Origin of the sequence: Candidatus Methanocrinis alkalitolerans, from assembly GCF_029167205.1 — an archaeon.
Lineage (GTDB): Archaea > Halobacteriota > Methanosarcinia > Methanotrichales > Methanotrichaceae > Methanocrinis > Methanocrinis alkalitolerans.
The window spans coordinates 13,752-37,881 of sequence record NZ_JARFPL010000025.1; the positions used below are offsets into that span (position 1 = coordinate 13,752).

At 60.7% G+C, this 24,130-nt stretch carries 21 protein-coding genes; 4 read left to right on the forward strand and 17 right to left on the reverse strand.

Annotation, left to right across the window (positions count from 1 at the left end; all coding sequences use genetic code 11):
- Positions 1-51: 51 nt before the first annotated feature.
- From P0O24_RS08545 to P0O24_RS08625, 17 genes are all read right to left on the reverse strand, one after another.
- Positions 52-207 (reverse strand): hypothetical protein, encoded by a 156-nt coding sequence (locus tag P0O24_RS08545; protein WP_316969331.1) that lies wholly within the window; start codon positions 205-207, stop codon positions 52-54.
- A gap of 201 nt (positions 208-408) precedes the next feature.
- Positions 409-534, reverse strand: a complete 126-nt coding sequence (locus tag P0O24_RS08550; protein ID WP_316969332.1) for a hypothetical protein — start codon at positions 532-534, stop codon at positions 409-411.
- A 215-nt stretch (positions 535-749) separates the two neighbouring features.
- On the reverse strand, positions 750-1,919 hold the full coding sequence (locus P0O24_RS08555) for a radical SAM/SPASM domain-containing protein (protein ID WP_316969333.1): 1,170 nt from the start codon (positions 1,917-1,919) through the stop codon (positions 750-752).
- Positions 1,916-3,388: a uroporphyrinogen-III C-methyltransferase gene (cobA, locus tag P0O24_RS08560; RefSeq protein WP_316969334.1), complete on the reverse strand. Its 1,473-nt coding sequence runs from the start codon at positions 3,386-3,388 to the stop codon at positions 1,916-1,918. Before cobA ends, P0O24_RS08555 begins: the two co-directional genes overlap by 4 nt.
- Positions 3,375-4,286 carry a hydroxymethylbilane synthase gene (gene hemC / locus P0O24_RS08565; protein ID WP_394356755.1) on the reverse strand — a complete coding sequence of 304 codons (912 nt, stop codon included), beginning with the start codon at positions 4,284-4,286 and terminating at the stop codon, positions 3,375-3,377. The genes cobA and hemC overlap by 14 nt, the downstream gene beginning before the upstream one ends.
- The gene (gene hemL, locus P0O24_RS08570) at positions 4,283-5,551 is read right to left on the reverse strand and encodes a glutamate-1-semialdehyde 2,1-aminomutase (RefSeq protein ID WP_316969336.1); all 1,269 of its coding nucleotides are present in this window, start codon (positions 5,549-5,551) and stop codon (positions 4,283-4,285) included. The genes hemC and hemL overlap by 4 nt, the downstream gene beginning before the upstream one ends.
- A gap of 167 nt (positions 5,552-5,718) precedes the next feature.
- Entirely contained in the window at positions 5,719-6,921 is a 1,203-nt protein-coding gene (larC, locus tag P0O24_RS08575; RefSeq protein WP_316969337.1) for a nickel pincer cofactor biosynthesis protein LarC, read from the reverse strand.
- A gap of 79 nt (positions 6,922-7,000) precedes the next feature.
- A complete protein-coding gene (gene fdhF, locus P0O24_RS08580) occupies positions 7,001-9,757 on the reverse strand; it encodes a formate dehydrogenase subunit alpha (RefSeq protein ID WP_316969338.1) in 2,757 nt (918 codons plus the stop codon).
- Between the two features lie 63 nt (positions 9,758-9,820).
- Positions 9,821-10,603 (reverse strand): Rossmann-like domain-containing protein, encoded by a 783-nt coding sequence (locus P0O24_RS08585; protein WP_316969339.1) that lies wholly within the window; start codon positions 10,601-10,603, stop codon positions 9,821-9,823.
- 43 nt (positions 10,604-10,646) lie between these two features.
- On the reverse strand, positions 10,647-11,417 hold the full coding sequence (locus P0O24_RS08590; RefSeq protein WP_316969340.1) for a formate dehydrogenase accessory sulfurtransferase FdhD: 771 nt from the start codon (positions 11,415-11,417) through the stop codon (positions 10,647-10,649).
- A 10-nt stretch (positions 11,418-11,427) separates the two neighbouring features.
- Positions 11,428-13,467 (reverse strand): formate dehydrogenase subunit alpha, encoded by a 2,040-nt coding sequence (gene fdhF, locus P0O24_RS08595; RefSeq protein ID WP_316969341.1) that lies wholly within the window; start codon positions 13,465-13,467, stop codon positions 11,428-11,430.
- Between the two features lie 43 nt (positions 13,468-13,510).
- Positions 13,511-14,815 (reverse strand): formylmethanofuran dehydrogenase subunit B, encoded by a 1,305-nt coding sequence (locus P0O24_RS08600; RefSeq protein ID WP_316969342.1) that lies wholly within the window; start codon positions 14,813-14,815, stop codon positions 13,511-13,513.
- The gene (locus P0O24_RS08605) at positions 14,812-15,210 is read right to left on the reverse strand and encodes a molybdopterin dinucleotide binding domain-containing protein (RefSeq protein ID WP_394356756.1); all 399 of its coding nucleotides are present in this window, start codon (positions 15,208-15,210) and stop codon (positions 14,812-14,814) included. Before P0O24_RS08605 ends, P0O24_RS08600 begins: the two co-directional genes overlap by 4 nt.
- A gap of 52 nt (positions 15,211-15,262) precedes the next feature.
- The gene (locus tag P0O24_RS08610; protein WP_316969344.1) at positions 15,263-16,051 is read right to left on the reverse strand and encodes a formylmethanofuran dehydrogenase subunit C; all 789 of its coding nucleotides are present in this window, start codon (positions 16,049-16,051) and stop codon (positions 15,263-15,265) included.
- A 4-nt stretch (positions 16,052-16,055) separates the two neighbouring features.
- Positions 16,056-17,834 (reverse strand): formylmethanofuran dehydrogenase subunit A, encoded by a 1,779-nt coding sequence (locus P0O24_RS08615; protein WP_316969345.1) that lies wholly within the window; start codon positions 17,832-17,834, stop codon positions 16,056-16,058.
- Positions 17,831-18,862 carry a 4Fe-4S binding protein gene (locus P0O24_RS08620; RefSeq protein WP_316969346.1) on the reverse strand — a complete coding sequence of 344 codons (1,032 nt, stop codon included), beginning with the start codon at positions 18,860-18,862 and terminating at the stop codon, positions 17,831-17,833. The genes P0O24_RS08615 and P0O24_RS08620 overlap by 4 nt, the downstream gene beginning before the upstream one ends.
- A complete protein-coding gene (locus tag P0O24_RS08625; RefSeq protein WP_316969347.1) occupies positions 18,859-19,470 on the reverse strand; it encodes an FmdE family protein in 612 nt (203 codons plus the stop codon). The genes P0O24_RS08620 and P0O24_RS08625 overlap by 4 nt, the downstream gene beginning before the upstream one ends.
- 165 nt (positions 19,471-19,635) lie before the next feature.
- Between P0O24_RS08625 and P0O24_RS08630 the strand changes: the two genes are divergently transcribed.
- From P0O24_RS08630 to P0O24_RS08645, 4 genes are all read left to right on the forward strand, one after another.
- The gene (locus tag P0O24_RS08630; protein WP_316969348.1) at positions 19,636-21,066 is read left to right on the forward strand and encodes an aldehyde dehydrogenase family protein; all 1,431 of its coding nucleotides are present in this window, start codon (positions 19,636-19,638) and stop codon (positions 21,064-21,066) included.
- A 210-nt stretch (positions 21,067-21,276) separates the two neighbouring features.
- Positions 21,277-22,125 (forward strand): molybdate ABC transporter substrate-binding protein, encoded by an 849-nt coding sequence (modA, locus tag P0O24_RS08635; protein WP_316969349.1) that lies wholly within the window; start codon positions 21,277-21,279, stop codon positions 22,123-22,125.
- 172 nt (positions 22,126-22,297) lie between these two features.
- A complete protein-coding gene (locus tag P0O24_RS08640; RefSeq protein ID WP_316969350.1) occupies positions 22,298-23,095 on the forward strand; it encodes an SDR family NAD(P)-dependent oxidoreductase in 798 nt (265 codons plus the stop codon).
- 122 nt (positions 23,096-23,217) lie between these two features.
- Entirely contained in the window at positions 23,218-24,015 is a 798-nt protein-coding gene (locus P0O24_RS08645; RefSeq protein WP_394356754.1) for an ABC transporter permease, read from the forward strand.
- Positions 24,016-24,130 lie beyond the last annotated feature (115 nt).

A 24,130-nucleotide genomic window follows, 5' to 3' on the forward strand; every position in this document is an offset into this window, starting at 1 on the left:
TTCTGCCATCTACATTAAACCTTTAGGTCGAAGAATAAAGAGAGCTCATCGTCAGGCGGAAAGAAGAGCCCGGACGCCACCGATCTCCTCATGCCTGCTGCCCGTCTTTTCGAGATAATCGACGATCTTATCCTCGGATGAGGCGACGCCGCCGTCGACGAGAGTTACATCTTCGCCATATAGATCATATAGCCGTAAACGAACCAAGGAACCATGACGCCGGAAGGATCTCTTATCTGGAAGGGTATCTTCAAAGCATGAATCTGATCTGTAATCTTCATTTTTTCTGACTCCCTCGATCCCTGGCGAAGATATGATGTGGACTGATGGGATCCATCGGCAAAACTGATGAAGAACCTATAAAAGTGAAGGACGGCGGCCGAAGTAACGGCTCGCCTTTTCATCGATCTATACGCAGGTGTCCAGAAGCCTTCCACCCTTGCCCTTCTTCTTGCTCCCCCCGCCTCTCTCCTCACCGGGACGTATCGGCTCAACCTCGACCTCTTCCTCTTTCGTCTTCTTCTCTTCCGCCATTTGAATCACTCCTGCCGGTAATTCGGCTGTACTCGTTTATTAAACTTTCCGATACCGTCTCCCCACATCCACGATTTGAGATCTCTGGCGGCCCCGTTTCATTTAAAAAGCCCTGAAGGTGGCTAAGTTCTCTCGCCTCCGCGCCGCCGGCGACAGGCAGTAGACGGAAAAAAAGGGTTATGTCGCAGTGGGCCCTTGAGGGCGGACCCTCCGGCTCATCTTCCCAAGAGATCCTTTACGACACAGGTAGGGTCCTCCCCCAGGACGTCACCGCAGTAGTACCTCGCCTTCTGCCGGCATCCGCCGCAGACGTCGAGGTACTCGCAGTCGCTGCAGGCCCCCTTCAGATGAGACCTGATATCCCTCAGCTCCAGAAGCTCAGGGGTTGGGCCGTCGATCCAGATATCCCGGAAGGACCTCTCCCGGATGTTACCGACGACGACCTCGGGCATGAAGTGGCAGGGATGGACGTCTCCGCGATGGTTGATATTTGCGACCTTCACCCCGGCGGTGCAACCCCCGGAGCTTTTGAGGAGCTTTCTCGCCCGCTCCCGCCTCTCAGGATCGTCTTTCAGAATCTCCAGCAGGTACGCCCCGTCCATGGGGGAGTCGGTGGAGAGGATCTCGATCTCCCGGTCCTTCAGCTCCACCGCCGCCTCCGCCAGGAACCTGATGACCGACCTCCTCTCCTCGGCGGTGACATCCCGGTCCGAGATCCCCGCTCCCCTCCCCACGGGGACGAGGTGGTAGAGGCAGAACCTGGGGATCTCCATCTCCAGGGCTAGCTCCAGGAGGGCGGGGACCTCGTGCCAGTTATCCCGAGTGAGGGTCACTCGCAGGCCCGTCTTCAGGCCGGCATCCCGGGCGTTGACGAGCCCCGCCAAGGCCCTCTCGTGGGCGCCCTCCACCCCCCTGAAGCTGTCGTGGACCTCCCGCCTGCAGGAGTCGAGGCTGACCCCGACGTACCTGATCTCTGCCTCCGCGAGGAGCCCTGCCACCTCCGGGGTTATGAGGGTCCCGTTCGTCGATATCACCGTCCTCAGGCCCACCTCTCTCGCATGGAAGGCGTAGGCGTAGAAGTTTCGGCTGAGGAGCGGCTCGCCGCCGGTGAGGATCAGGATCGGGACCTTCATCTCGGCGAGGTCGTCGATGAGCCTTATACCCTCCTCGAGGGTGAGCTCCTCGGCGGCGGAGGCCGTCGCGTCTATGTAGCAGTGGTCACAATTGAGGTTACAGTGGCGGGTGATATTCCACATCACCACCGGCTTCGTCTCCCCCGAGAACCTTATCATCTCGGCGGAGATCGGCTCTCCCACCTCTTCTGCCGCCCTTATGGCGTCCCAGACCGTCCCGTGGTCGGCGAGGACCTTCGAGAATATTATCATCTTCTCCTCCTGATCTCTTCAAGCATCCCTTCGAAGGTGAACCTCTCCGGTACGCAGTCGACCCGGACCCCCAGCCGCTCCAGCTCCGCTTTGGTGGGGGGACCGATGGCGGCGACCGTGGCTCCTGCGAGCTTATCCCGGAGGTCTTCCTCGCAACCCAGCTCTCTTGCCCTCTCCATGAGGTTCTTGGCCGTGGAGCCGCTGGTGAAGGCGTAGATGTCGGGAGTCCCCCGCCGGATGAGCCAGTCGAGCTTCGGGTCTTCGGAGGGGGCGATGTCGTAGAGGTGGACCTCGTCCACCTCCACCGCCGCCACCTCCAGGATCTCCACCAGCTCCGGGCTCCCCCTGGCGCTCCGGAGGAGGAGGACCTTTTTGAACCTCGGAGCCAGGGCGAGGGCGAGCCCCCGGGAGCTGTAGCTCTCGGGGACGACGGCGACGGATAGACCCCTCTCCACCAGCGCCTCCTCCGTCCGCGGGCCGATGGTGGCGAGGACCGATCCCTTGAAAAGATCGGCCAGTCCAGGGTCCCGGAGGGCGATCTCGGCGCCTGTGGCGCTGGTGAAGACGACGCAATCGGCCCTCTTTATCCTCTCGGGGAGGTCGCAAGGTAGGGGCAGCTCCAAAAAGGCTATGGAGGGGGCGAGGACCGGCCTGAAACCCATCTTTCGGGCGACCTTCTCCGACTCGTCTCCCCGGTTGTCCGGCCTCAGGATGGCGATGGTGGGGGGCCTGAGCCTCTCGGATAGGCCGACCACATCCCCCACCACCAGGATGGCGGGGGACTCCACATCCTCCTCCTTCGCCCTCTCGACGATATCGCCGAGGCTTGCGACGACGAGCCTCTCTTCGGGGCTCCACCCCTTCTCTATCAGCGCCGCCGGGGTCTTCGGAGATCTTCCGCCCCGCAGGAGGGCCGAGACGTTATCGGCGAGCCTCGATACCCCCATCAGGACGACGAGGGTTCCACCGACCCGGGCCAGGGCCTCCCAGTCCAGCTCGTCGTCCTTTCCTGGCTCCTCGTGGCCGGTGACGACGGTGAAGGCGGTGGCGACGCCCCTATGGGTGACGGGGATCCCCGCACCCGCGGGGACCGATATCGCCGACGTCACTCCGGGGACGACCTCGAAGGGTATGCCTGCTGCGGCGAGGGCGAGCCCCTCTTCGCCCCCCCTCCCGAAGACGAAGGGGTCGCCCCCCTTCAGCCTAACCACTCTCTTTCCCTCCCTTGCCTTCTCCACCAGAAGATCGTTTATCTCCTCCTGGGAGAGCTTGTGGCGGCCGGGAAGCTTCCCTACGTCGATCATCTCCGCCCCTTCAGCAGCCCAACCCAGGACCTCGGAAGAGAGGAGACGGTCGAATAAGACGACCTCTGCCTCCTCCATCAACCTCTTGGCCTTCAGGGTCACGAGCTGCGGATCGCCGGGGCCGGCGCCCACCAGCCAGACCTTCCCGCCTTCAGACCTTTCCAACGTTCCTCACCGCCTCTTCTGCAAGATCGCGTCCCCCCATCTCCACAAGCCTCCGGCTCAGATCCGTCGCCCCGTTTATGTGGTCGTCCGCCGGGACCCTCCCGTCCACCCGGACGAACCTCGACCCGTCCAGGGACAATACCTCGGCCTCGACGAGGATTTCGGCCCCATCCAGCCTCGCAAAGGCTGCCATGGGGACGACGCAGGAGCCGCCGATCGCCTCCAGGATCACCCGCTCCACCTCCGTCTCCCTCCTGGTGGGGAGGTGGTCGATCTCGCCGACCGCCTCCTCGGCCCTGCCCCGGGTCGTCACCACTGCGATCGCCCCCTGGTTTGCCGAAGGAAGGAACCTCTCGGGGTCCAGGACGGAGTACTGAGGACGGTATCCCATCCTCTCTATCCCCGCCTCGGCGAGGACGATCGCCCTGTACCTCCCCTCGTCGAGCTTCCGAAGCCTCGTCTCCAGGTTCCCCCGGAGGGACTCAATGACCAGGTCCGGCCTCGCCCGTCGCAGTTGCGAAGCTCGCCTCATGCTGCAGGTCCCGACGACCGCCCCCTCCTCCAGCTCGTCGATGGTGGCGCCGTCGCCGCTCACCAGGACGTCGAAGGGGGAGTCTCTCGGAAGGACGGCAGCTATGACGAGCCCTCCCGGCCTCTTGGATGGGAGGTCCTTCATGCTGTGGACGGCGACGTCGATCTCGCCTGCAGCCATACGGTCGTCGATCTCCTTGACGAAGAGCCCCCTCCCTGATACCATGTGGAGGGGGACGTCCTGGACCTGGTCTCCTCTCGTCTTGACGATCGCCAGGCTCGTCTCGATCCCCCTCGCCTCCAGGAGGGATATGGCGGTCTTCGTCTGCCGCAGCGCTAGAGGGCTCCCGCGGCTTCCCACCGTCAGCTTTTCAGGTTTAACTTGTAGGCCTCCAGAGTTTCGTTGATGACCTCATCGGAATGGGCGGCGGATAAGAAGTTCGTCTCAAACTGGCTCGGGGGGAGAAATACCCCCGAGGCGAGCATCCGCCGGAAGAATGCGAAGTATCCGGCCTTGTCGCACCGGAGAGCCTCGACGTAGTTTCTTGGATGATCGCCGAAGAAGATCTTGAAGATCGAGGCGATCCCCACCACCGAATAGCCCAGCCCCAGGTCCTCGACGATATCCGAGAGCGCCGCCCTCAGGCCGTCCCCGACGGCGTTGAGCCTATCGAGGACCCTCTGCCCTTCCAGGAAGTCGAGGGTCGCCATCCCGGCGGCTAATGATACCGGACTTCCGTTGAAGGTCCCCGCCTGGTAGACCCCGCCGCTGGGGGCGACGGTCTCCATCAGATTCCGCCTGCCGCCGACGACCCCTATGGGGAAGCCTCCGCCGATGATCTTCCCCAGGGTCGTCATGTCGGGGACGACGCCGTAGAAGGCCTGGGCTCCCCCGAGGCTGAGCCGGAAGCCGGTGATCACCTCGTCGAATATCAGAAGGACGCCGTGATCCTCCGTCAGCCGCCGGACCCCCTCCAGGTACCCCTCCTCGGGGAGGATCGGTCCGATGTTCCCCAGGACCGGCTCCATGATCACCGCTGCTACCTCCCCGTCGAAGCCCTCGAGGAGAGATTCGATCGCCGAAAGGTCATTGTAGGGGACCTGGAGGGTGTTTTTGGCCGTATCCTTCGGGACGCCCAGGGAGTCGGGGGTCCCCAGGGTCGTGGCGCCGGAGCCCGCCTTCACCAGGACGGAGTCGTGGGCTCCGTGGAAGCCTCCTTCCACCTTGACTATCCTCTCTTTGCCGGTGTACCCCCGGGCTATCCTCAGGGCTGCCATCGTCGCCTCCGTCCCGGTGTTGACGAACCTGAGCATATCGATGCTCGGATAATGGCCGACGATCCTTTTTGCGAGGTCGACCTCCAGCTCCGACGGGGTCCCGTAGAGCCAGCCTTGCTCCAGCTGCTCAACGACCCTATTCATGACGGCGGGGTGTCTGTGCCCCAGGATCATGGGGCCGTAGGCGAGGCAGTAGTCGATGAGCTTTTGGCCGTCCACCGTCCAGAGGAAGGGTCCCTGGGCCCTGGAGACGTAGAAGGGGTAGGGGGATATCGCCCGGACGGGGCTGCTGACGCCCCCCGGCATCAGCCTCTTGGCGGCCTCGAAGAGCTCTCTGGAGGCATCAGAAGTCATGAAACATGCACCGGATGGATTGACCCCCTATAGATAGAAGAACCTTGCGATTAGATGGAAAGGTCGTAATAACTTTTGATTCTCTCATCCGCAGCAAGGGTATAACAATCCGGAAGAGGTCAGAATTTTTATCTGGCCGGGATTGCGGGGACGGGACCGGGGTGGGTTCACTCCTCCTCTCTCCATGCCGCCTCCTCCGCCCTCCTCGCCACCTCCCTCAGGGAAAGGCCGCTCTCTCTGGCGATCTGCCGGCAGTCGTCGTGCTCGGCCTTGATCCGGAGGACTTCGTCCCCGAGGAAGCTCACCTTCGCCCTCACCCTGAAAGGCCGGCCGCTGATCTCGAAGGCGACCTCCCTTTCCTCCCTCTCGGCGACGAACCGGTGGAGGCTGGGAAAAACCCTGACCCCAAGGCTACCCGTCTCCTTCATCACGATCCGGGCTAGCCGCTGCGCCTCCTCCTTCCTCGCCAAAACTTTGACGAGGCTTGCCGGCCTTCCCTTCTTCATCAGAGCCGGGACGATGGCGACGTCCAGGGCCCCCTCCTCCATCAGGATCTCTAAAAGGCCGCCCAGGACCTCGCCGGTGACGTCGTCGACGTTCGTCTCCAGCTGGACGACCCGGTCGTGGTGGGGATGGCCCCCGCCTGCGCCCTTCGGCGCCGCCATCTCCCCGACGACGGTCCGCAGGAGGTTTGGGATCGCCAAATCCTTCGTTCCGGCTCCGTAGCCCGAGGCCCCGGCCCGGATCAGGGGATATTCGGCGGCGGCCTCGTCGGCGAACCCCGCCAGGATCGCCGCCCCCGTGGGGGTCAATAGCTCCCCCTCGACGGGCCCACCCCTCCAGAGGAGCCCCGATCCCTTAAGGACCTCCAGGGTCGCGGGGGCGGGGACGGGGAGGCGGCCGTGGGCGGCGACGACGGTCCCCGATCCGACGGATATCGGCAGGACGACTACCCTATCGACGGCGAGGCTCGAAAGGGCGGCAGAGGATCCGGCGATGTCGGCGAGGGCGTCCATCGCCCCGATCTCGTGGAACCGCGCCTCCTCTCCGGAGACGCCGTGGACCCTCCCCTCCGCGGAGGCCAGGATCTCCATGATCTGCAGGGCACGGTCAAGGGCGTGGGGGGCGAGGGTTGCCGCAGCCAGGATCGACCTCGCCTCCGCCAGGGTCCTGTACCTCTTCCCGCCGGCATGGATCCTGACCCTGGTGGAGGAGATGTGGTGCCTCTCTTCCCTCGACGTCTCAAGGCCGCAGCCGACCGCCTCGACGGCTTTCCTTACGGCGTCGGGGTCTGCCCCCAGGTCCAGGAGGGATGCCATGATCATATCGCCGGAGGCGCCGGAGGAGGGGTCGAAGAGGAGGAGTCTCATGGAGGAGGGTGGAGTGCCGCCTTTTTAAATATGGATTGGTCCCCCGGCGGGGACCAGCGTGGAGGATTTACTTCCGCCTTCACGAAGGGATCTTCTCTATCCGTATGGCGCACGCCTTATACTCCGGCGTCTTCGCCTGGGGATCCAGGGCGGCGTTGGTGAGAAGGTTGGTGAGAACGTCCTGGTAGTGGAAGGACATGAAGGCGACGCCCCGGGATGACTTATCGGTGACCCTCGCCTTCGTCCTCACCTCGCCTCGCCTGGACCGGACCAGGACCGTCTCCCCGTCCTCGATCCCCAGCTCCCCGGCGTCCGCAGGGCTTATCTCTATCGTCTCCTCCGGCCATATCCACATTATCCCTTTTGAGCGACGGGTCATGGAGCCGCAGTTGTAATGCTCCCTTCTTCGGCCGGTGGTGAGGATCAGGGGATAGTCCGGATCGGGCTCCTCGGCGGGGGGGCTGTGCTCTGCGCCGTTGAACTTGCCGAGCCCCCGGCTGAAACAGCCGAGGTGCATCGTCTCCGTCCCCGGGTGGTCTATCGAGGGGCAGGGCCACTGGAGGCCCCGAGGGTCCAGCCGCTCAAAGCTCACTCCGGCGAAGATCGGCGCCAGAGATGATATCTCCTCCATGATCTCGGAGGGGTGGCTGTACTTCATCGGATAGCCCATCTTCCTAGCGATGAGGCAGATCGTCTCCCAGTTCGCAAGGCCGCAGAGAGGAGGGATCGCTCTGTTCACCCGCTGGATCCTCCGCTCCCCGTTGGTGAAGGTCCCGTCGCACTCGGCGAAGCTTGCGGCCGGAAGGATGACGTCAGCGTACTTGGTCGTCTCGGTGGGAAATATCTCCTGGACGACGAGGAACTCCAGGGCCTCCATGGAGGAGCGGACGCGGTTGGTATCGGGCTCTGTCTGGGCAACGTCCTCCCCCAGGATATAGAGCCCCCGGACGCCTCTTGCTTCCGCGAGCCGCTCCATCATCTCTGTGGAGGTGAGGCCGGGATTTGCGGGGAGGCGGACCTTCCAGGCATCTTCGAACTTGGATCGGATCTTCGCGTCCGTCACCGGCTGGTAGCCGACGTAGTTGTTGGGAAGGGCCCCCATGTCGCAGGCCCCCTGGACGTTGTTCTGACCCCGCAAGGGCATCACCCCCGTCGACCTGCGGCCGACGTTCCCCGTCAGCATGGCGAGGTTGCCCAGGGAGATCACGTTGGCGGTCCCGGTGACGTGCTCTGTCATCCCCAGGCTGTAGATGATCATCGCCTTATCCGCCCCGGCGTAGAGCCGGGCGGCTTCGATGATATCCCCTGCGGGAACCCCGGTTATCTCGGCAGCCCTCTCTGGCGGATATCCCTCGACCACCTTCCTGAACTCCTCGAACCCCTCGGTCCGGCTGGCGATGAACTCCCTATCCTCCAGCCCCTCCCGGAGGATGACGTTCATCATCCCGTTGAGGAGGGCGATGTTCGTCCCCGGCCGCAGGTTCAGCCAGACCTTCGACCGGCCGACGAGCTCGATCTTCCGGGGGTCGGCGACTATGATCTTTCTTCCCTTCTTCGCCGCAGCGATCACCTTCAGGCCGACGATGGGATGAGCCTCGGTGGTGTTGGAGCCGATGATGAACAGCACATCGGCGTCTTCGATCTGATCGAAAGAGTTGGTGGCGGCACCGCTGCCGAAGCAGGCAGCGAGGCCCGTCACCGAAGGGGCATGGCAGACCCGGGCGCAGTTGTCGACGTTGTTGGTGCCGAAGGCCGCCCGAGCGAGCTTCTGAACCAGGTAGTTCTCCTCGTTGGTGCACCGGGATGAGGAGAGGGCTGCCAGGGAGTCGGGACCGTATTTGTCCCGGATCTCGGAGAACCTTCTCGCGACGAGGTCGAGGGCCTCCTCGAGAGTAGCCTCCTCGAATCGGCCGTTCCGTCTTATCAGAGGGGTGGTGATGCGGTCGGGATGATGGACGATCTCGTCGAGGCCGAAGCGGCCCTTGACGCAGAGCTGACCCCGATTCACCGGGCCCTCTCCATCCGGAGAGACGGTGATTATCATGCCATCTCTGACTCCAAGCTTCAGCCGGCAGCCGACACCGCAGTAGGGGCAGACGGTGGAGACCGTCCTCTCCGGCCGGACCCATTTCTCAGACCTGACGGATAGGGCGCCGGTGGGGCAGACGTCGATGCATGCGCCGCAGAACTTGCAGTCGGAGTCCATCAAAGATGAGGGTCCTATCCAGTGCATCCTGTGAAAGTCGGGGTTGCTCTTGAGGACCCCCTCCCCGCGGACCTCTGCGCATACTCGCACGCATCGGCTGCACATGATGCAGAGGTTGTAGTTGCGGTCGAAGAAGGGCTCTCTTAAAACCTGCATATTCCGAAAAGTGTGCTGATATCTGACCTTCTCCAGGCCGACGAACTCCACCGCCTCCTGCAGCTCGCACCTCCCATCTTGCGGGCAGTACTTGCAGCCCACGGTCACCGGAAACTTCCTCATGCACTCCCGCAGGTCGGCGCATTCGTCCTTTCTATCGCAAAAGAGGCATGATGTAGGATGATTGGTGAGGGCGAGGAGGATCTCCAGGGTGTGCCTTCTCATCTCCTGCAGCTCTCCAGTCCGGGTCTTTACCACCATCCCCTCTTCCGCCGGAGTATTGCAGGATGTAGGATAGTTATCAAGCCCCTCTACAGAGACGATGCAGAGCTTGCAGGAGCCTATGGGCTCCAAGGATGGGTGATCACAGAGCGCCGGCACATAAGAGCCGGCTTTCCGGGCTGCATCGAGGATGGTAGCCCCCGGGGGGACCGTCACCTCTCGGCCGTCGATGGTAAGGGTTATTTCAGACATCTTATCAATCGCTCCTGAGAGTGGCGGTATCAATTGTAAGAGGAGGTTTGTGGAAGAGGAAGGTCACTTTGAACAGATGCACCACCTCTCCAGGCCGAGGAGGCGGGCGGCCCCTGCGATGGTCGTCCCGTAGAAGACGACCCGGTTTTCGAACCGATCAGCCAGCTCCATAAGGCCGTCGATGGTGCCGTTGACGAGGGTGGTGCCTGTGATCAGAACTGTGGGGCAGCTCTCAAAGAGGGAACTGGGGCGGGCACCGTCCAGGACCTTGACCCCCGAACGGATCTCACCGGCACAGGCTAGGTCTGAGACCATCACCCCCTCGGGGCCGAATATATCAACCAGAGACGAGAGGATGGCGGGCTGCATCCCCACAAGCCCCACCGGATAAACGTTCACCTCTCTCAACCGTTGGCCTAGGCTTGCGGCACAGTCCCGGGGGCCGGCATCCCTGCAGTGGACCGTCCCCTCCACCAGCCCCAGATCTCTCATGACGGCGTTGATGGTCGACACGAGGACCGCCCGCTCGAAGGTCTTCTCCAGCGAGAGCTCCAGCACCTCCTCCAGGGTTCCGCTGAAGACGCCCCGGGCGGAGGTGAAGGCCTGGCCAAAAGACCCCCTATAACTCGCCTCCATCAGGATCTCTCTTCCCCTCAGGATGGGGAAGTCGTCCCTCCCGGGGTTTCCGATCGCCTCGTCGCTCTTGAGGGGGCGGGTCGCTACCACCTGATCGTCCAGCTCGTCCCTCGAAACGCCCCTCTGGGCGCACCAGCGGTCCAGCTCGGAGATGAACAGGAACCTTGCGACCTCTAAAAGATCCGTCATCCCGGTATTTTCGTTATTCATTCTCACCCTCGCCTTCGGGATTCAAAAGAGCCTGACGCCATCGTCATAGGAGCCTCTCCTCGCCGGCGTAGACGTAGAGATTCGGCCTTCTGGCGAAGGCGGCCAGGGTCATCCCCAGCCTCACGGCCAGCTCTATTCCGGAGTTCAGGGGGCCTGCCCTGCTGACCAGGACGGGGACCCCAGCCATCGCCGCCTTGGAGACGATCGCCGATGAGAGCCTTCCCGTCGTTATCAGAGCAGACCTCGACGGATCGGCTCCTCCCATGAGGGCCGACCCGACGGCCTTGTCCACCGCCGAGGATCTGCTCACATCCTCGCAGAAAGATCGTATAGCACCATCCTCACCCACCACCAGAGCCGAGTGGGTCCCCCCGGTCCTCCTCCAGAGGAGGGCGCCCTCGTTGATCTCATCGAAGGCTCTGAAGACGGCCTCGGGACTGATCCTCAGGTCTGAGACCGTCGGTCGAGCCTCCCTCTTTATCACTTTGCTTCTCCCTTCGCAGACTATCTCTTTGCCGTCCACCCTCGCCGAGACGAGATCTTCGATCCCTCCAAGGTGCCCCTCGCAGACGAGATGGCCGACGGCCAGCTCTTCGAGCTGTGATGGGAGGCAGAAGAGGTCCGCCACCTTCACCCCATCCAGAAATAGAGCGATCCTCTCCTCGACGGCTACATCCACCTCCAGCCTCAACCTCTTTGAATCCGAGATCTCGGTGCACCTCACCGTATGGAAGGCGGCGGCAGGATCGAGCCGCTCCCTCTTCCAGAACTCTTCCGCCTCTTCGATCCTCCGAGCGTGCCAGCTCTCTTTCATCCCTGGCGCCTCAAGACTTCACCGATATTCTGCAGGCTGCCATCTTATATTCCGGGATCTTGGCCACGGGGTCGAGGGCATCGGAGGTGATGACGTTCGTACCTTGCCAGTGGAAGGGCATGAAGGCCATCCCCGGCAAGACCTTCTCCGTCAAACGGGCCCGGGCCTCGGCCTCACCCCGGACCGTCTCCACCTTGACCATATCACCTTCGCAGACCAACAGCCTCGCGGCATCCTCCGGATTGATCTCGACGTAGAGCTCAGGGTCCCTATCCAGGAGGGAGGGGCTCCGCCTCGTCATGGAGCCGCTGTTGTAGTGGACTACGATCCTGCCAGTGGAAAGGAGGATCGGATATTCCGGGCTCATCTCCTCGAAGGCCGGCCTGTTTTCTACAGAGGCGATATTCGCCCTTCCGCTGGCGGTGGAGAACCTCTCCCGATGGAGGATCTCCGTCCCGGGATGGTCCTCGTCGGGGCAGGGCCAGAGGAGGCCTCCCCTCTTGGATATCCTCTCCCGGGTCATCCCCCCGTACTGCGGCACGGTCCTGTTGATCTCTTTTAAAACCCCGTCGGCGCTCTCCCCCTTGAGATCCAGACCCATCCGCTTCCCGATCTCATTTATTATCCAGAGCCCCTCTTTCGCCTCGCCGACGGGAGGGACGGCCTGGTCGATCCACTGGACCCGCCGCTCCATAGAGGTGTAGCTTCCGTCCTTCTCCGCCCAGGCGGCCGCCGGCAGGACGAGATCGGCCATCCTGGCGGTGGCGGTCATGAAGATCTCCTGGACGATGAGAAAGTCGAGGTTATCGAGGGCAGCTTTAGTCTTTTTGATGTTGGCATCACAGGTGACGGGGTCCTCTCCGATGATGTACATCGCCCTGATCTTCCCCTCCAGCGCCGCCTCGGTCATCTCGGTGGAGGTCAGCCCCGGCCCCAGGGGGAGGTCCTCCGCCTTCCAGGCGGCCTTGAAAAACTCGACGGACTTCGGGTCGGAGGAGTTCCTGTAGCCTGGATAGAACTCGACCATCCCGCCCATATCACAATTTCCCTGGACGTTGTTCTGCCCGCGCATCGGCCAGACGCCTGCTCCGGGCCTTCCCATCTGGCCGGCGAGCAAGGCGAGGGTGGCGCAGGCCTTCACATTGTCGGTGCCACAGACGTGCTGGGTTATGCCCATGGAGTAGAGGAGAGAGGAAGCTGGGGACCGGGCATAGATCCGTGCGGCCCTGGCGATCTCTCCAGCGGTAACGCCCGTCAGCTCAGAAGCCTTCGCCAGGGAATAGCCGCTGAGGTTTTCAGAGAGCGTTTCGAAGCCCTCGGTCCTCCCTTGTATGAACTTCTCGTCTGCGAGCCCCTCATCCACGATCACCTTCATCATCCCCCTCAAGAGGTCGATGTCGGTTCCGGGCTTGATCCGCAGGTGGAGATCCGCCATCCAGGAGGTGGACGTGATCCGCGGATCGGCGACGATCACCTTCGCCCCGCTCTCCTTCGCCTTCCCTACCCAGCGGGAGACTACGGGATGAGCCTCGGCGAAGTTGGTGCCTATGGCAAAGATGCATCTGGAGTTTTTGAGGTCTCCGAGGTTGTTGGTCATGGCTCCCGTCCCCAGGACCGCGCCCAGGCCGACGACGGTAGGCGAATGGCAGAGACGGGCGCAGTTGTCTACGTTCGGTGAGCCCAGGAGGCGGGCGAGCTTCTGCATCAGGTAGTTCTCTTCGTTGTTGCAGCGGGATGAGGCCAAAAAACCCAGGGATTTTGGGCCGGGGTCTTTTGCATTGCGGGACAATCCCTCCGCCGCCAGATCCAGGGCCTCTTCCCAGGAGATCCTCACAAATTCGTCCCCTCTCCTCTTCAGGGGATATTCGAGCCGGTCCCCATTATTCAAGATCTCCAGGACGGCGTTCCCCTTGGGGCAGAGGGCCCCCTCAGAGGCGGGGTGGTCTTTCATATACTCAACGCCTATGGCCTTGCCCCTCTCTACAACGAGGTAATAGCCGCAACCTACTGCACAGTAAGGGCAAAGAGATGGCACCAGTTTTGTAGACAATTCATATCCTCCAAAAGCAAAGGATCATTCTTCGGGCATATTTTCAGATTTTAGGCTCCCTTACACGATCGAATATTCTTCTCATGGTATCCTCGTTGCTCTCGGTGAAGGAGAAGGGGGAGGTGGTGAAGGGCCTGAAGTAGATGGGGACGTCGTCGAGCCGATAGAAGGTTCCGTCGCACTCCATGGCATCTATGACCCCTGGAAGCACCACATCGGAGACGATGGTGGTGGGAGATGGAGCGATCTCGATACAAGCTACCGGGATCTCGGCCAGATATTCGGCGCAGTCTGCCGGAAAGTGGGAGACTAGATCGGCGGAGACTATCAGAGCTGCATCCACGTCTTTTTCCCGGAGGAGGTCGACGGCGGTGAACTCGCCGGGGTTGTAGCGGGGATACCCCCGAGAGAAGTCGAGGCCGAAGGGATAGCCGTAGAGGTAGGAGGCAATCTGGTTGAACCCGGCGACGTTGCAGTGACCCCTCAGGGCGCCGATGACGAACTTGGTGGTGCCGTTCATCTCCTTGACCAGGTTGAAGGCCGCCTCGGCGTTCCGGTGCTTTCCATAGGAGGAGGCGATCCCCAGGCCGACGTAGATGATGCCGAAGTTGGACGACTTCATCATCTCCAGCATCTCTTCCATCCGGGAGATGGAGATCCCGGTGATCTCCTCCACCGACTCGTGGGGCCTTTTGCCGTGGAGGAGGGTGAGGAGCGCCGAGATCAGCTCGTAGTCGGTGTTGGGCTTCAGCTGGATGTGGAGGTCGGAGTTCTCGGCGGTTATGGTCCTTCTCGGGTCTACGGTGATAACGGTCCGGTCGAACTTCCCCCTCCGGGTCCAGTGGCCCCGGGGGTAGATGGCATAGCGGGACATGTGGCGGGGCATCGACTCCAGGGGGTTAGACCCCCAGTAGACGGCGAGATCTGCCCGAGATTTTGCCTGGCCGGCGGTGGAGCCGACCCGTCCCGCCTCCTGAATCCCCATGGCGGTGGGACCATGGCATACGGTGGAGTTGGAGTCGACGACAGCCCCCAGATACTCTCCTAAGTGGAGCCCCACCTCCATCGCCTCGCTGGAGGTCTCGCACCCCATGAAGATCAGGGGGCGCTCAGCCTCCGTCAGGATCGAGGCGGCTCGATCGACCGCCTCGGCGAAGGAGGCGGCCCTCATGCGGTCACCTTCCCTGATCATCGGCTCCCTGATCCGGTGGGGGCTTGATATCTCCTGGAACTTGGCGTTTCCCATCCTGCAGGCGTTCTTGACCGTTATGCCGCCTCCGTCGATCTCGACCTGTATATCGTCACAGGAGGCGCCGCAGACGGGACAGATGATATTTTTGAAGGTCATCTTCTGCCCCTCATGTAAACCTTGAGGACTATTTCCTCGGCGCTGAGGACCTCCTCTTCCGTCGCCTCGACATGGACCGGCGAGCCCTTGTAGAGGGGGGACCCCGTGGAGAAGGTCTCCGAGTCCACCACCACATTCGACCAGATGGCCCGGGGCATGAAGATATGTCCCGGCTCTACCGAATCGCCCGGATAGGCATAAACGGCAACCCTGTACTTAGCGTCCTTCGTCGAGACCAAGACCTTCTCCGGCGAGCCTAGCCGGAGATAATCATGAAGGTTGATCTCGCAGACGGCACATTCCTGGGTGTACTCCTCCGTCAGCTTGCTCCCCCCCTTGGCAAGCCTCCCCTCTTCGATGGTGCTTCCGGTGTTGAGCAAAAATTGACAGATCATCTCCGTCAGACCTCCCCTTTCATAAACGATATTCAGCTCGGCCTCCACCCTCTCAGACCTCCTTTAAGAGGAGCGATCCTTTCGGATTTTTGAAGGCGGCATAGTCGCCAGTGAGCCTCTCAAACCTGCCAATAAGCTCGACATCGGCAAGCTTCGGGTTCTCCTCCTGCCCTGCCGGCAGAAACCCCGGAGAGATCTGCTCGACCTTCCCCTCCACCGCCAGGGTGCCTCCGCTCATCTCCGCCCCAGCGCCCCTGACCGCCGAGCCCCGCACGACGATCGTTCCGCCGCTCTGGCGGATGGCGCAGAAGTTCTCCACGTCTCCCCCGACGATGATCTCGCCGCCGGTGATCCCTCCACCGAGCTGGCTTTTGGCGTTCCCGTCGATGACGATCCTGCCATTGGTCATCCCCTGCCAGCTTCCCCGATAGGCAGAGCCTACGTGGTCCCCCGCATCTCCAAGGACGGTGAGGAGGCCTCCCGACATCTCCATCCCCGCCCAGGAGCCGACGTCCCCTTCGACGGTGATCTCCCCCCCGGACATTCCTGTGCCGGTGTGCATCCCCGCAGATCCGTGGACCTCGATCGACCCCGACTTCATCGACTGGCCGATCCGTTTAACTCGAGATACGTCGCCCTCGATCACTATCCTCGTCTCGCCCGATCCTTCTGCTCGGACCTCCACATCGAAGAACTCGGCCAGAGGATGCTTCTCTGGACCCTGCCAGACCTCCAGCTCCTCGATCTCCCCTATGCCCAAGCCCTGGAATACGTCGGGGGAGATCACCTCCGCCTCCACCATGATCCCGATCCGCCCCCTTGGGGTGAGCGTCGCCTCCATCAGATCACCTCCTCACCACCGCCTCAAGAGGCCGGTTGACGGCGATAGGCGTCGGATTTTTCAGATATCTCTCCGGGACGGGATAGTTGGCGAAGCCGACGGTGTAGTACTTGAACCACTCCTTAACGTCCGCCATCATCTCCAACTCTTGATCTTCATCGACATAGGGCGTGGTGTAGAATCTGCGGCCTTCCGGGACGGCCACGATCTCGCCCCGGCGGGCCACGATCCTTCCATCTTTCACCGTATATTCGGGCCTTCCAAAGGCGGACCTGATGGAGGAGGGGTCGTTGGAGTCGAGGCCGGCGGGGTCGAGGTCGTAGATGGTCACGTCTCCATCCGCCCCCGGCCCCAGGTGGCCTTTCCGGTGGGCGATCCCGATCGTCCTGGCCGGGTTGGCCCGGGTGATCACCGCCACCTCATAGAGGGAGATCTCCCGGTCGACCCCCCCGAGGCTCGATCTGTCGTAAGCCCACTTGTGGCATTCCCGGGCGGTCTCGTCCCTCGCCCTCTTCGACATCAGCCATGCGATGAGATCTGGGTATCGAGTGAAGACGCCGCCATTGGGGTGATCGGTGGTCATGATCGTCTTCCAGGGGTCGTCTATCAGGAGGAGGACCTCCAGTCCGATGGCCCACTGTACCGAGTGGACGGGGCTCGTCTTGAGGTAAAGAAAAGGGAGAACCCCCGATCCGCATTCCATCTCTACGTCCGTATTCGACCATTTCTGGCCGGTAATGACGTACAGATCGTGCTGCGCTGGACCGTCGCCGGTCATGGTGGTGGCCGGGCCGAAGGGGACGGAGCCGCTGTCGATCACCACGTCCTCCGTCTGGTTTAAGTACCTGGCCAGTTCGGGGGCGCCTGAGCAGAAGTCCCTCCAGGACGTCCCGCCGTAGGCGTTGAACTGGGCGTGAGCGAGATATACCGTCTGCCTTCTCCTGCAGTCCAATTTCGTCTCTGGCTCATCGACTTCAGACCTGTTCGCAGGAGCGAGCCCCGAGGGGATCATCAGGGAATCCCTGGCCGTCTCCCAGTTGCCGGGATGCCCCAGGTTGTTGGCATGAAGGTGCAGAGACATGGGAAGCCCCAACATCTCGTTCACCTCGGCGAGCCCCCGGATCACCTCCCTCGGGGTCACCTCGAAGTGGATGTTCGGCTCGTCCAGGCCGGCGACGTTCTTTGCCCACCCCCAGTTCTCGACCCCGGCGGGGTTGACGCACTTGATCCCGTATCCCTTGTGAGTCCGCAGCATCCAGGCGGCATAGGCGGCGGCCTTCTCTATCTCGCCCTCCTTCAGATAACGCATGATAAACCAGTTGTTTCCCAGGACGAGGTAGGCACCCATGTCCAATATGGGAGTCGCCCTCATCTCCTCGTGGGTGTGGCGGGCTTCCAGGGGCGGCATGGCTGCCTCAAAGACGGTGGTGTAGCCCATGGCCGCGTAGTCGTAGCCCTGCTTGTAGACGCTAGGAATGGTGTAGCCGCTCCCCGAATGGGTGAGGCGGGTCTTCTCCCGGACCGAACGATAATGGTCCTCCGGCCTCATCAGCCGGCCGGCGTTCACCTTCGCCCCGGCGACGTGGGCGTGGGAGTCCACCCCTCCGGGCATCACCGTCTTGCCGGAGGCGTCTATCACCTTCGCATCCCTCCTCTCCCCGGCCCGAAGGTCACCGACGACCCGGCCATCCCGGATGAAGAGGTCCATCACCTCTCCGTCCAGGTCGTTGAGGGGATCGAAGACGTATCCGTTCTTGATGATCATATTCGCCGATCGGGTCATGGGATCACCTCCCTCCTCAGAAGCCAGATGGCGTCCACGGGGCAGATCATGCTGCAGGTGGCGCAGGAGCCACAGACCCCCTGATCCACCACCCTGACGGCGCCGTCCTCGACCTCCAGGAGGGGCTTCTCGTCCAGCTCGTTGAGATGGCCTGCCGCAAGATACGGGTCAGAGAGGGCGTTGACGGGACAGGCGATGACGCAGTTGCCGCAGCCCAGGCAGACCTCCCCGTCCGTTTCGAGGTTGGAGGTGAGGGTCGGCCGGGGAGCTGGGGTGGCAAGCTTCTTCTCGAAGGCCTTCTTCCCCCTCATCTGTGGGATTATGGCCGTCTTTCTGACGGCGATCGCTCCTACGGGGCAGGCCTGAGCGCAGGCTCCACAGAAGATGCAGGCGTCTCTTCTGTGGGTCACCTTCTCCACGATCTCACCCTGCCGCCAATCGCGGTTGAAGAGGGCGTTCGCGGGACAGGTGTCGACGCAGGTCCGGCAGGCCTGACAGACCTGATCGTCCCGGAAGAATTCCCCGGCGAAGGGCTTCTGGAAAGTGATGGCCCCGACAGGACAGACGGCGGCACACCAACCACAGTGGACGCATCGATCCAGATCTATCGGGGTCTTTCCTTGAAGCTTGAGGCTGCCATCTTTGGCGAGCCGCCTCTCCGCTATCTCGATGCAGCTGCGGGGGCAGACCTGTGCGCAGAGGCCGCAGTGGACGCATCTATCACTCACCAGGGTGGGATTCAGCACGAAGTTGAGGTAGGAATCGTCCTTCTCCACCTTGCCGGAAACCCTCACCTCCAGCGCTCCGGTGGGGCAGACCCGGGCGCATAAGGCGCAAAAGACACATGCTCCGCTATTTCGCTTCTCGAGGAACTCCTTATCGATCAGCCCCCGGGCGACGGCTCCCACCGAGCCTATGACAAGCTCTCCTTTGGGGCATATCTGGACGCAGGTCCCGCAACCTATGCACCTTTCTGGGAGGTAGATCTGCTCCTTCTCCCCCCTTTCTTCCAGAAGCACCTCTCTCATCTAATCCCCGCGGAACCGATCTCAATATCGCTCTTCGATCTTTCAGCACAGCTTTTGCAGCTCCTTTCATCTCCCTGGAGGACGAAGCTCTCGCCGCAGAAGTGGCAGACTGCGATCCTCTTCTCCGGCTTTTCTGGAACATTGAGGTTCACCATCTCCCAGGTGTAAACCCCTTCTTCGGCCCGGATAAGGTCCGAGATCGCCTCCTCATGAGGGACCTTATCGATGTTCATGTACCAGGAGTGAAGCCTCGGATAGGTGGCGGTCTTGGCCGGGTCGAGGACGATCCTTATGCCATTGACCGTCTCCGCATCTCTCGGTGCCCGCCTGGAGATCGTCGCCGCCATCTTCCCCAGGTTCTCGATTCGAAGCCCCTTGTTTCCGATGGTGCAACCCCCCAGCACCTGAAATGCGTCGGGCATGCAGCTCGAAGTCTCGCAGGTGACAAAGAGCCTCTCTCCTTCCGAAAATCCGAGCGCCCTTCTGGCGATGTTATAGATCTGGATGCCGACGAAGACGCCGGTGCTGAGGTAGCCGTGAAAGGGGACGACCCTCTCGATCTGCGTAAGCATCTCCGGGTCGGTTATCGATCTTATGACCTCCTCCAAGCAAGAAACCCTCCTCGCTCCCATCAAGTATCAGAAGGTTTAAGAAGGTTTGTATATTCGCTTACTTGAAGGCGGATATGATGACGTTTTCATTTACTAAAAGCTCGGGGCCGGTCCTCTTCAAGATGGGATATCCGAGGGGGTGATACCACGTATCGGTTCAAGATGCTGATCGACGGAAAGCAGGTGGATTCAATGGCCGGAAAGGCTGCCACGATAACGAATCCCGCCACAGGAGAGGCTGTGGCAGAGGTCTCCATGGGAGAAAGGGCGGATGCGATCCTCGCCCTGGAGGCGGCGGCGAGGGCCTTTCCAGGATGGTCGAAGGCCGACCCGAGGGAGCGGGGAGACCTCCTCCGCCGGGGGGCGGAAACGGTCCGGGATGGGATCGAAGAGATCGCCCGGCTCCTTACGATGGAGCAGGGAAAGCCCCTGAGGTTCGCGAGGAGGGAGGTGGAAAGCTCTGCAGAGGCCCTCGACTACTACGCCGGGGAGGGGGAGAGGATCTCCGGCGAGGTCGTCCCTGTTTCGAGGGGAAGTCGAAGCCTCATCATCAGGCAGCCTCTGGGGGTTGCCGCCATCATATCCCCCTGGAACTACCCCGCAGACCTCCTCGCCTGGAAGCTGGCCCCGGCCCTCGCCGCCGGCTGCACCGTCGTCGCCAAGCCTTCCAGCCACACGCCGCTGGCCGCCACCAGGTTCGTGATGGCGCTGGCCGAGGCTGGCCTCCCCTCGGGGGTCCTCAACCTCATCCACGGTTCGGGGCGGGAAGTCGGCAGAGAGCTGGTGGAGAGCCCCATCCCCCGGAAGGTCTCCTTCACCGGGGAGACGGATACGGGGAAGTGGATTATGGAGCGGGCGGCTCGGACCCTCAAGCGGCTATCCCTGGAGCTGGGGGGCAGCTCCCCCGCAATCGTCTGCGAGGACGCCGAAATCGATGAGGCGGCTGCAGCCTGCGTCCAGAGGGCCTTTTCGAACATGGGGCAGATCTGCATCAGCGTCAACAGGATCTACGTCCACAATTCCATCGCCGAGGAGTTCACCACGGAGCTGGTGAGAAGGACAGAGCAGCTCCGGATCGGCGACGGCCTCGACCCCGAGGTCGACCTCGGCCCCATCTTCAGCGAGGCCCAGAGGGAGAAGACGGAGGCTCACATAGCCGACGCCCAGAAGAAGGGTGCGAGGATCCTCTTCGGAGGGAGGAGGCCCGAAGGGGAAAAGTTCCGCCGGGGGTTCTTCTTCCTGCCCACCGTCCTCGACCGGATGGACCATTCCATGAGGATGATGAGGGAGGAGACCTTCGGTCCCGTGGCGCCGATGATGAGCTTCGATACGGACGAGGAGGCCTTGAAGCTCGCCAACGACTCGCGGTACGGCCTGGCCGCCTACGTCTTCACCGCTGATATGACGAGGGCGTTCTGGTTTGCCGAACGTCTGGAGGCGGGGTCTGTCGGGATCAATACGACCAACGTCATCGTCCCGAAGGCCCCCTTCGGCGGCTGGAAGGAGAGCGGGATCGGTCGCGAGCGGTCCCGGGCCGCCCTTCGCGAGTACATGGAGGAGAAGCACATCAGGATCGGTCTAAGGGGGGATTAATCTTAAGACCCTTTTTAAGGTCGCCTCCCAGGCAATTTCGCTGGATGGTCTTTTAGCTGCCTGGAGCTGAGGAGATTGAATCTCGGTCAGCTGAGGGGAACGTTCTTATAAGTTTACATTAATGCTTACTTAATAGATAAAAGTAAGCAAATGTGCTTACTTATAAGATGGGCGAAAAAGATGGGCGAAAATTCCGGAGGAAGAAGATCGATGATCAAGAGATTTGTGTTGTTAGCCTCGATTGCGGTGCTGGTTTTTGCCTCGTCTGCAGGATCGGCTGATGGGCCAGAAGAGCTCGTCGTCTTCACAGCGGCGTCGTTGACAGGCGCTTTCGGCGAGATATGTCAGATATACGAGAAAGAAACCGGCATCAAGGTCGTCTCCAACTTCGATGGCTCCCAGGCTCTCCGCACTCAGATAGAACATGGAGCCTACGCCGACGTCTTCGCCTCTGCAAATAATAAGCAGATGAATGCTCTCATGGGTCTTGGGCTGATGGAAAACAACAGCATCTCCATCTTCACCAGGAATAAGCTGTCGTTGATAATTCCCAAGGATAATCCGGCGGGGATATCCAACCTCCGCGACATTGCGAAGCCAGGGGTTAAGATCGTCATAGGGACGAAGGATGTGCCAGTAGGCGATTATGCGCTGCAGATCATAGACAAGCTGGGAGATGATCCTGCATGGGGTCCAGAATATAAAGAGAAGGTCCTGGCCAACATAATCTCCCAGGAGACTAGCGTCAACTATGTTGTGACCAAGATAGCTTTGGGGGAGGCCGATGTGGGCTTTGCCTATGTATCCGATGTCACGTTGGAACTGTCGAGCAGAGTTAGCCAGATCGAGATACCAGACGAGTACAACATCATCGCTGAGTATCCCATGGGAATAACGTCCGAATCCAGATACGCCGCAGAAGCTCTCAATTTTATAAATTTTGTAAAATCTGAAGAGGGCAGAGCCGTTTTGGAGAAATACGGATTCTCACCGGTGTTGGATTCTGTCGCTGCATCAGACGTATCCGCCACCACAGACGGGGCGATGGCAGCTGCTTGAGCCGCATTCTTCGTCTGGGGACAGGCAGGCAACGATCGCCTGCCTGCACCTTGATATGAATAAGATGGATTTAAATCGGTTCATGCCGCAAGTCGTCGGGGCATACGATCCGGGTGCATGCGTTTTCATATATTAAATACTATTTAAGTCCATATTATATGTGGTGATTGAAATGGAGCGAAAAGATAATGGACGGCTGGAAGGGAGAACTGCGATAGTTACCGGATCGACTTATGGGATAGGGGAGGCGATAGCAAAGGTGCTGTCAAGCGAAGGCGCAATCTCGATCATTACCGGGAGGACGGATGAGGAGGGCGAGAGAGTCGCTGAGGAGATAAAATCAGCTGGTGGAGCCGCAGAGTTCCATCATCTGGACGTGACGGATGAGAAGGAGGTCGACGAGGTCACACGGGCCACCTACGAGAAATACGGCAAGATAGACATCCTGGTGAACAACGCAGGTATAGCTGGTCCAAACAAGCCAACCCACGAATACACAAGGGAAGAATGGGAGTACGTCTTCGACGTTAACGTCACGGGTGCATTCCTCTGCACCAAGCATGTTGTACCTTACATGAAGAAGAGGGGAGGCGGAAATATCGTCTACATATCATCGATATACGGAATAGTAGGAGCCCAGGACATTCCCGCCTACCACGCAACGAAGGCTTCAAACAGGATAATGGCCAAAATAGATGCCCTCCTCTATGCGAAGGACAATATAAGGGTCAACTCCGTCCATCCGGGTTTCATCTGGACGCCGCTGGTCAAGGATTTCCTCACAGATCAATCTGAAAATTTGGGGGGGACTATCGAGGATCTGAGAAGAGAGCTGGACGCAGCGCATCCAATAGGCCACATCGGAGAGCCCAATGACATCGCCTACGGTGTGTTGTACCTAGTCTCGGACGAGGCTAAGTTTGTTACAGGGTCGGAGTTAGTCATAGACGGGGGGTACACCAGCAGGTGACTTCATCGAGAAGTTATAATGCCCTCTCTTGGAGGCTCTGCCAGGAAGCCGAGCCCCTTACGTCAACTACAGCAAAGAGAGGATCTTATGACGATGGCGTCTAGCTCTCTTGAAGTTCGAGGATGAATCTCTTGAGGGATATAGCTCTGAAGGCTGGAATTGCCCTGGTCATCTGCCTGACCATGGCTTTCATAGCTTTGCCGATAGCATCTCTCTTCCTCAAAAGCTCCCCGGATGCAGTGCTCCGGTCCATGAACGATCCAGCGGTGAAGGACGCCCTTCGACTGAGCATCACGACCTCCACCCTTACCACTTTGATAGTGATCCTCATGGGAACGCCCGTGGCTTACGTCAACGCCCGCTTCAGCTATTTCGGCAAAGAGATGGTGGATTCCTTAATCGATCTGCCTGTGATCATGCCTCCGGCAGTTGCTGGAATTGCCCTCCTGATGGCCTTTGGGCGGATGGGAATAGTCGGACAACACCTGAACACCTTCGGCCTTTCCATCGCCTTCACCACCCTTGCGGTGATTATGGCCCAGGTATTTGTATCCTCTCCATTTTACATCCGCCAAGCCAGGACAAGCTTCGAAGACGTCGATCTATCCTTCGAAAATGCTGCGCGCACCCTGGGGGCCACCAGGATCTATGCCTTCTTCCACGTCACCCTGCCCATAGCCATGAACGGCCTGATCTCCGGGGCCATCATGGCCTTTGCCCGATCTCTGGGTGAGTTCGGTGCCACAATAATGTTCGCCGGCAACTTCCAGGGAAGGACGCAGACCATGCCTCTGGCCATTTATACTACCATGCAGGGAGATCTGGATGTGGCTCTCTGTCTTGCTCTGATCCTGGTTGCCATATCATTTCTGATCATCGCACTGGTAAAAAACCTCACCCACCGGATGGGCACTATCTAGAAATCGAGTGATATTCAGCTTTCGGGAACAAAATGCCGTTTTACTTTATCTCCATATCTCTAAAGTTTTCGCGAGAATTGGGTGAAATCTAAATTATCGCACAATATAGTTAATC

Coding starts and splice junctions, on each gene's coding strand:
- P0O24_RS08550 (WP_316969332.1), bottom strand. CDS start 534: ATGGCGGAAGAGAAGAAGACGAAAGAGGAAGAGGTCGAGGTTGAGCCG.
- P0O24_RS08555 (WP_316969333.1), bottom strand. CDS start 1,919: ATGATAATATTCTCGAAGGTCCTCGCCGACCACGGGACGGTCTGGGAC.
- hemL (WP_316969336.1), bottom strand. CDS start 5,551: ATGACTTCTGATGCCTCCAGAGAGCTCTTCGAGGCCGCCAAGAGGCTG.
- larC (WP_316969337.1), bottom strand. CDS start 6,921: ATGAGACTCCTCCTCTTCGACCCCTCCTCCGGCGCCTCCGGCGATATG.
- fdhF (WP_316969338.1), bottom strand. CDS start 9,757: ATGTCTGAAATAACCCTTACCATCGACGGCCGAGAGGTGACGGTCCCC.
- P0O24_RS08585 (WP_316969339.1), bottom strand. CDS start 10,603: ATGAATAACGAAAATACCGGGATGACGGATCTTTTAGAGGTCGCAAGG.
- P0O24_RS08590 (WP_316969340.1), bottom strand. CDS start 11,417: ATGAAAGAGAGCTGGCACGCTCGGAGGATCGAAGAGGCGGAAGAGTTC.
- P0O24_RS08600 (WP_316969342.1), bottom strand. CDS start 14,815: ATGACCTTCAAAAATATCATCTGTCCCGTCTGCGGCGCCTCCTGTGAC.
- P0O24_RS08605 (WP_394356756.1), bottom strand. CDS start 15,210: ATGATCTGTCAATTTTTGCTCAACACCGGAAGCACCATCGAAGAGGGG.
- P0O24_RS08610 (WP_316969344.1), bottom strand. CDS start 16,051: ATGGAGGCGACGCTCACCCCAAGGGGGCGGATCGGGATCATGGTGGAG.
- P0O24_RS08615 (WP_316969345.1), bottom strand. CDS start 17,834: ATGACCCGATCGGCGAATATGATCATCAAGAACGGATACGTCTTCGAT.
- P0O24_RS08620 (WP_316969346.1), bottom strand. CDS start 18,862: ATGAGAGAGGTGCTTCTGGAAGAAAGGGGGGAGAAGGAGCAGATCTAC.
- P0O24_RS08630 (WP_316969348.1), top strand. CDS start 19,636: ATGCTGATCGACGGAAAGCAGGTGGATTCAATGGCCGGAAAGGCTGCC.
- modA (WP_316969349.1), top strand. CDS start 21,277: ATGATCAAGAGATTTGTGTTGTTAGCCTCGATTGCGGTGCTGGTTTTT.
- P0O24_RS08640 (WP_316969350.1), top strand. CDS start 22,298: ATGGAGCGAAAAGATAATGGACGGCTGGAAGGGAGAACTGCGATAGTT.
- P0O24_RS08645 (WP_394356754.1), top strand. CDS start 23,218: ATGAATCTCTTGAGGGATATAGCTCTGAAGGCTGGAATTGCCCTGGTC.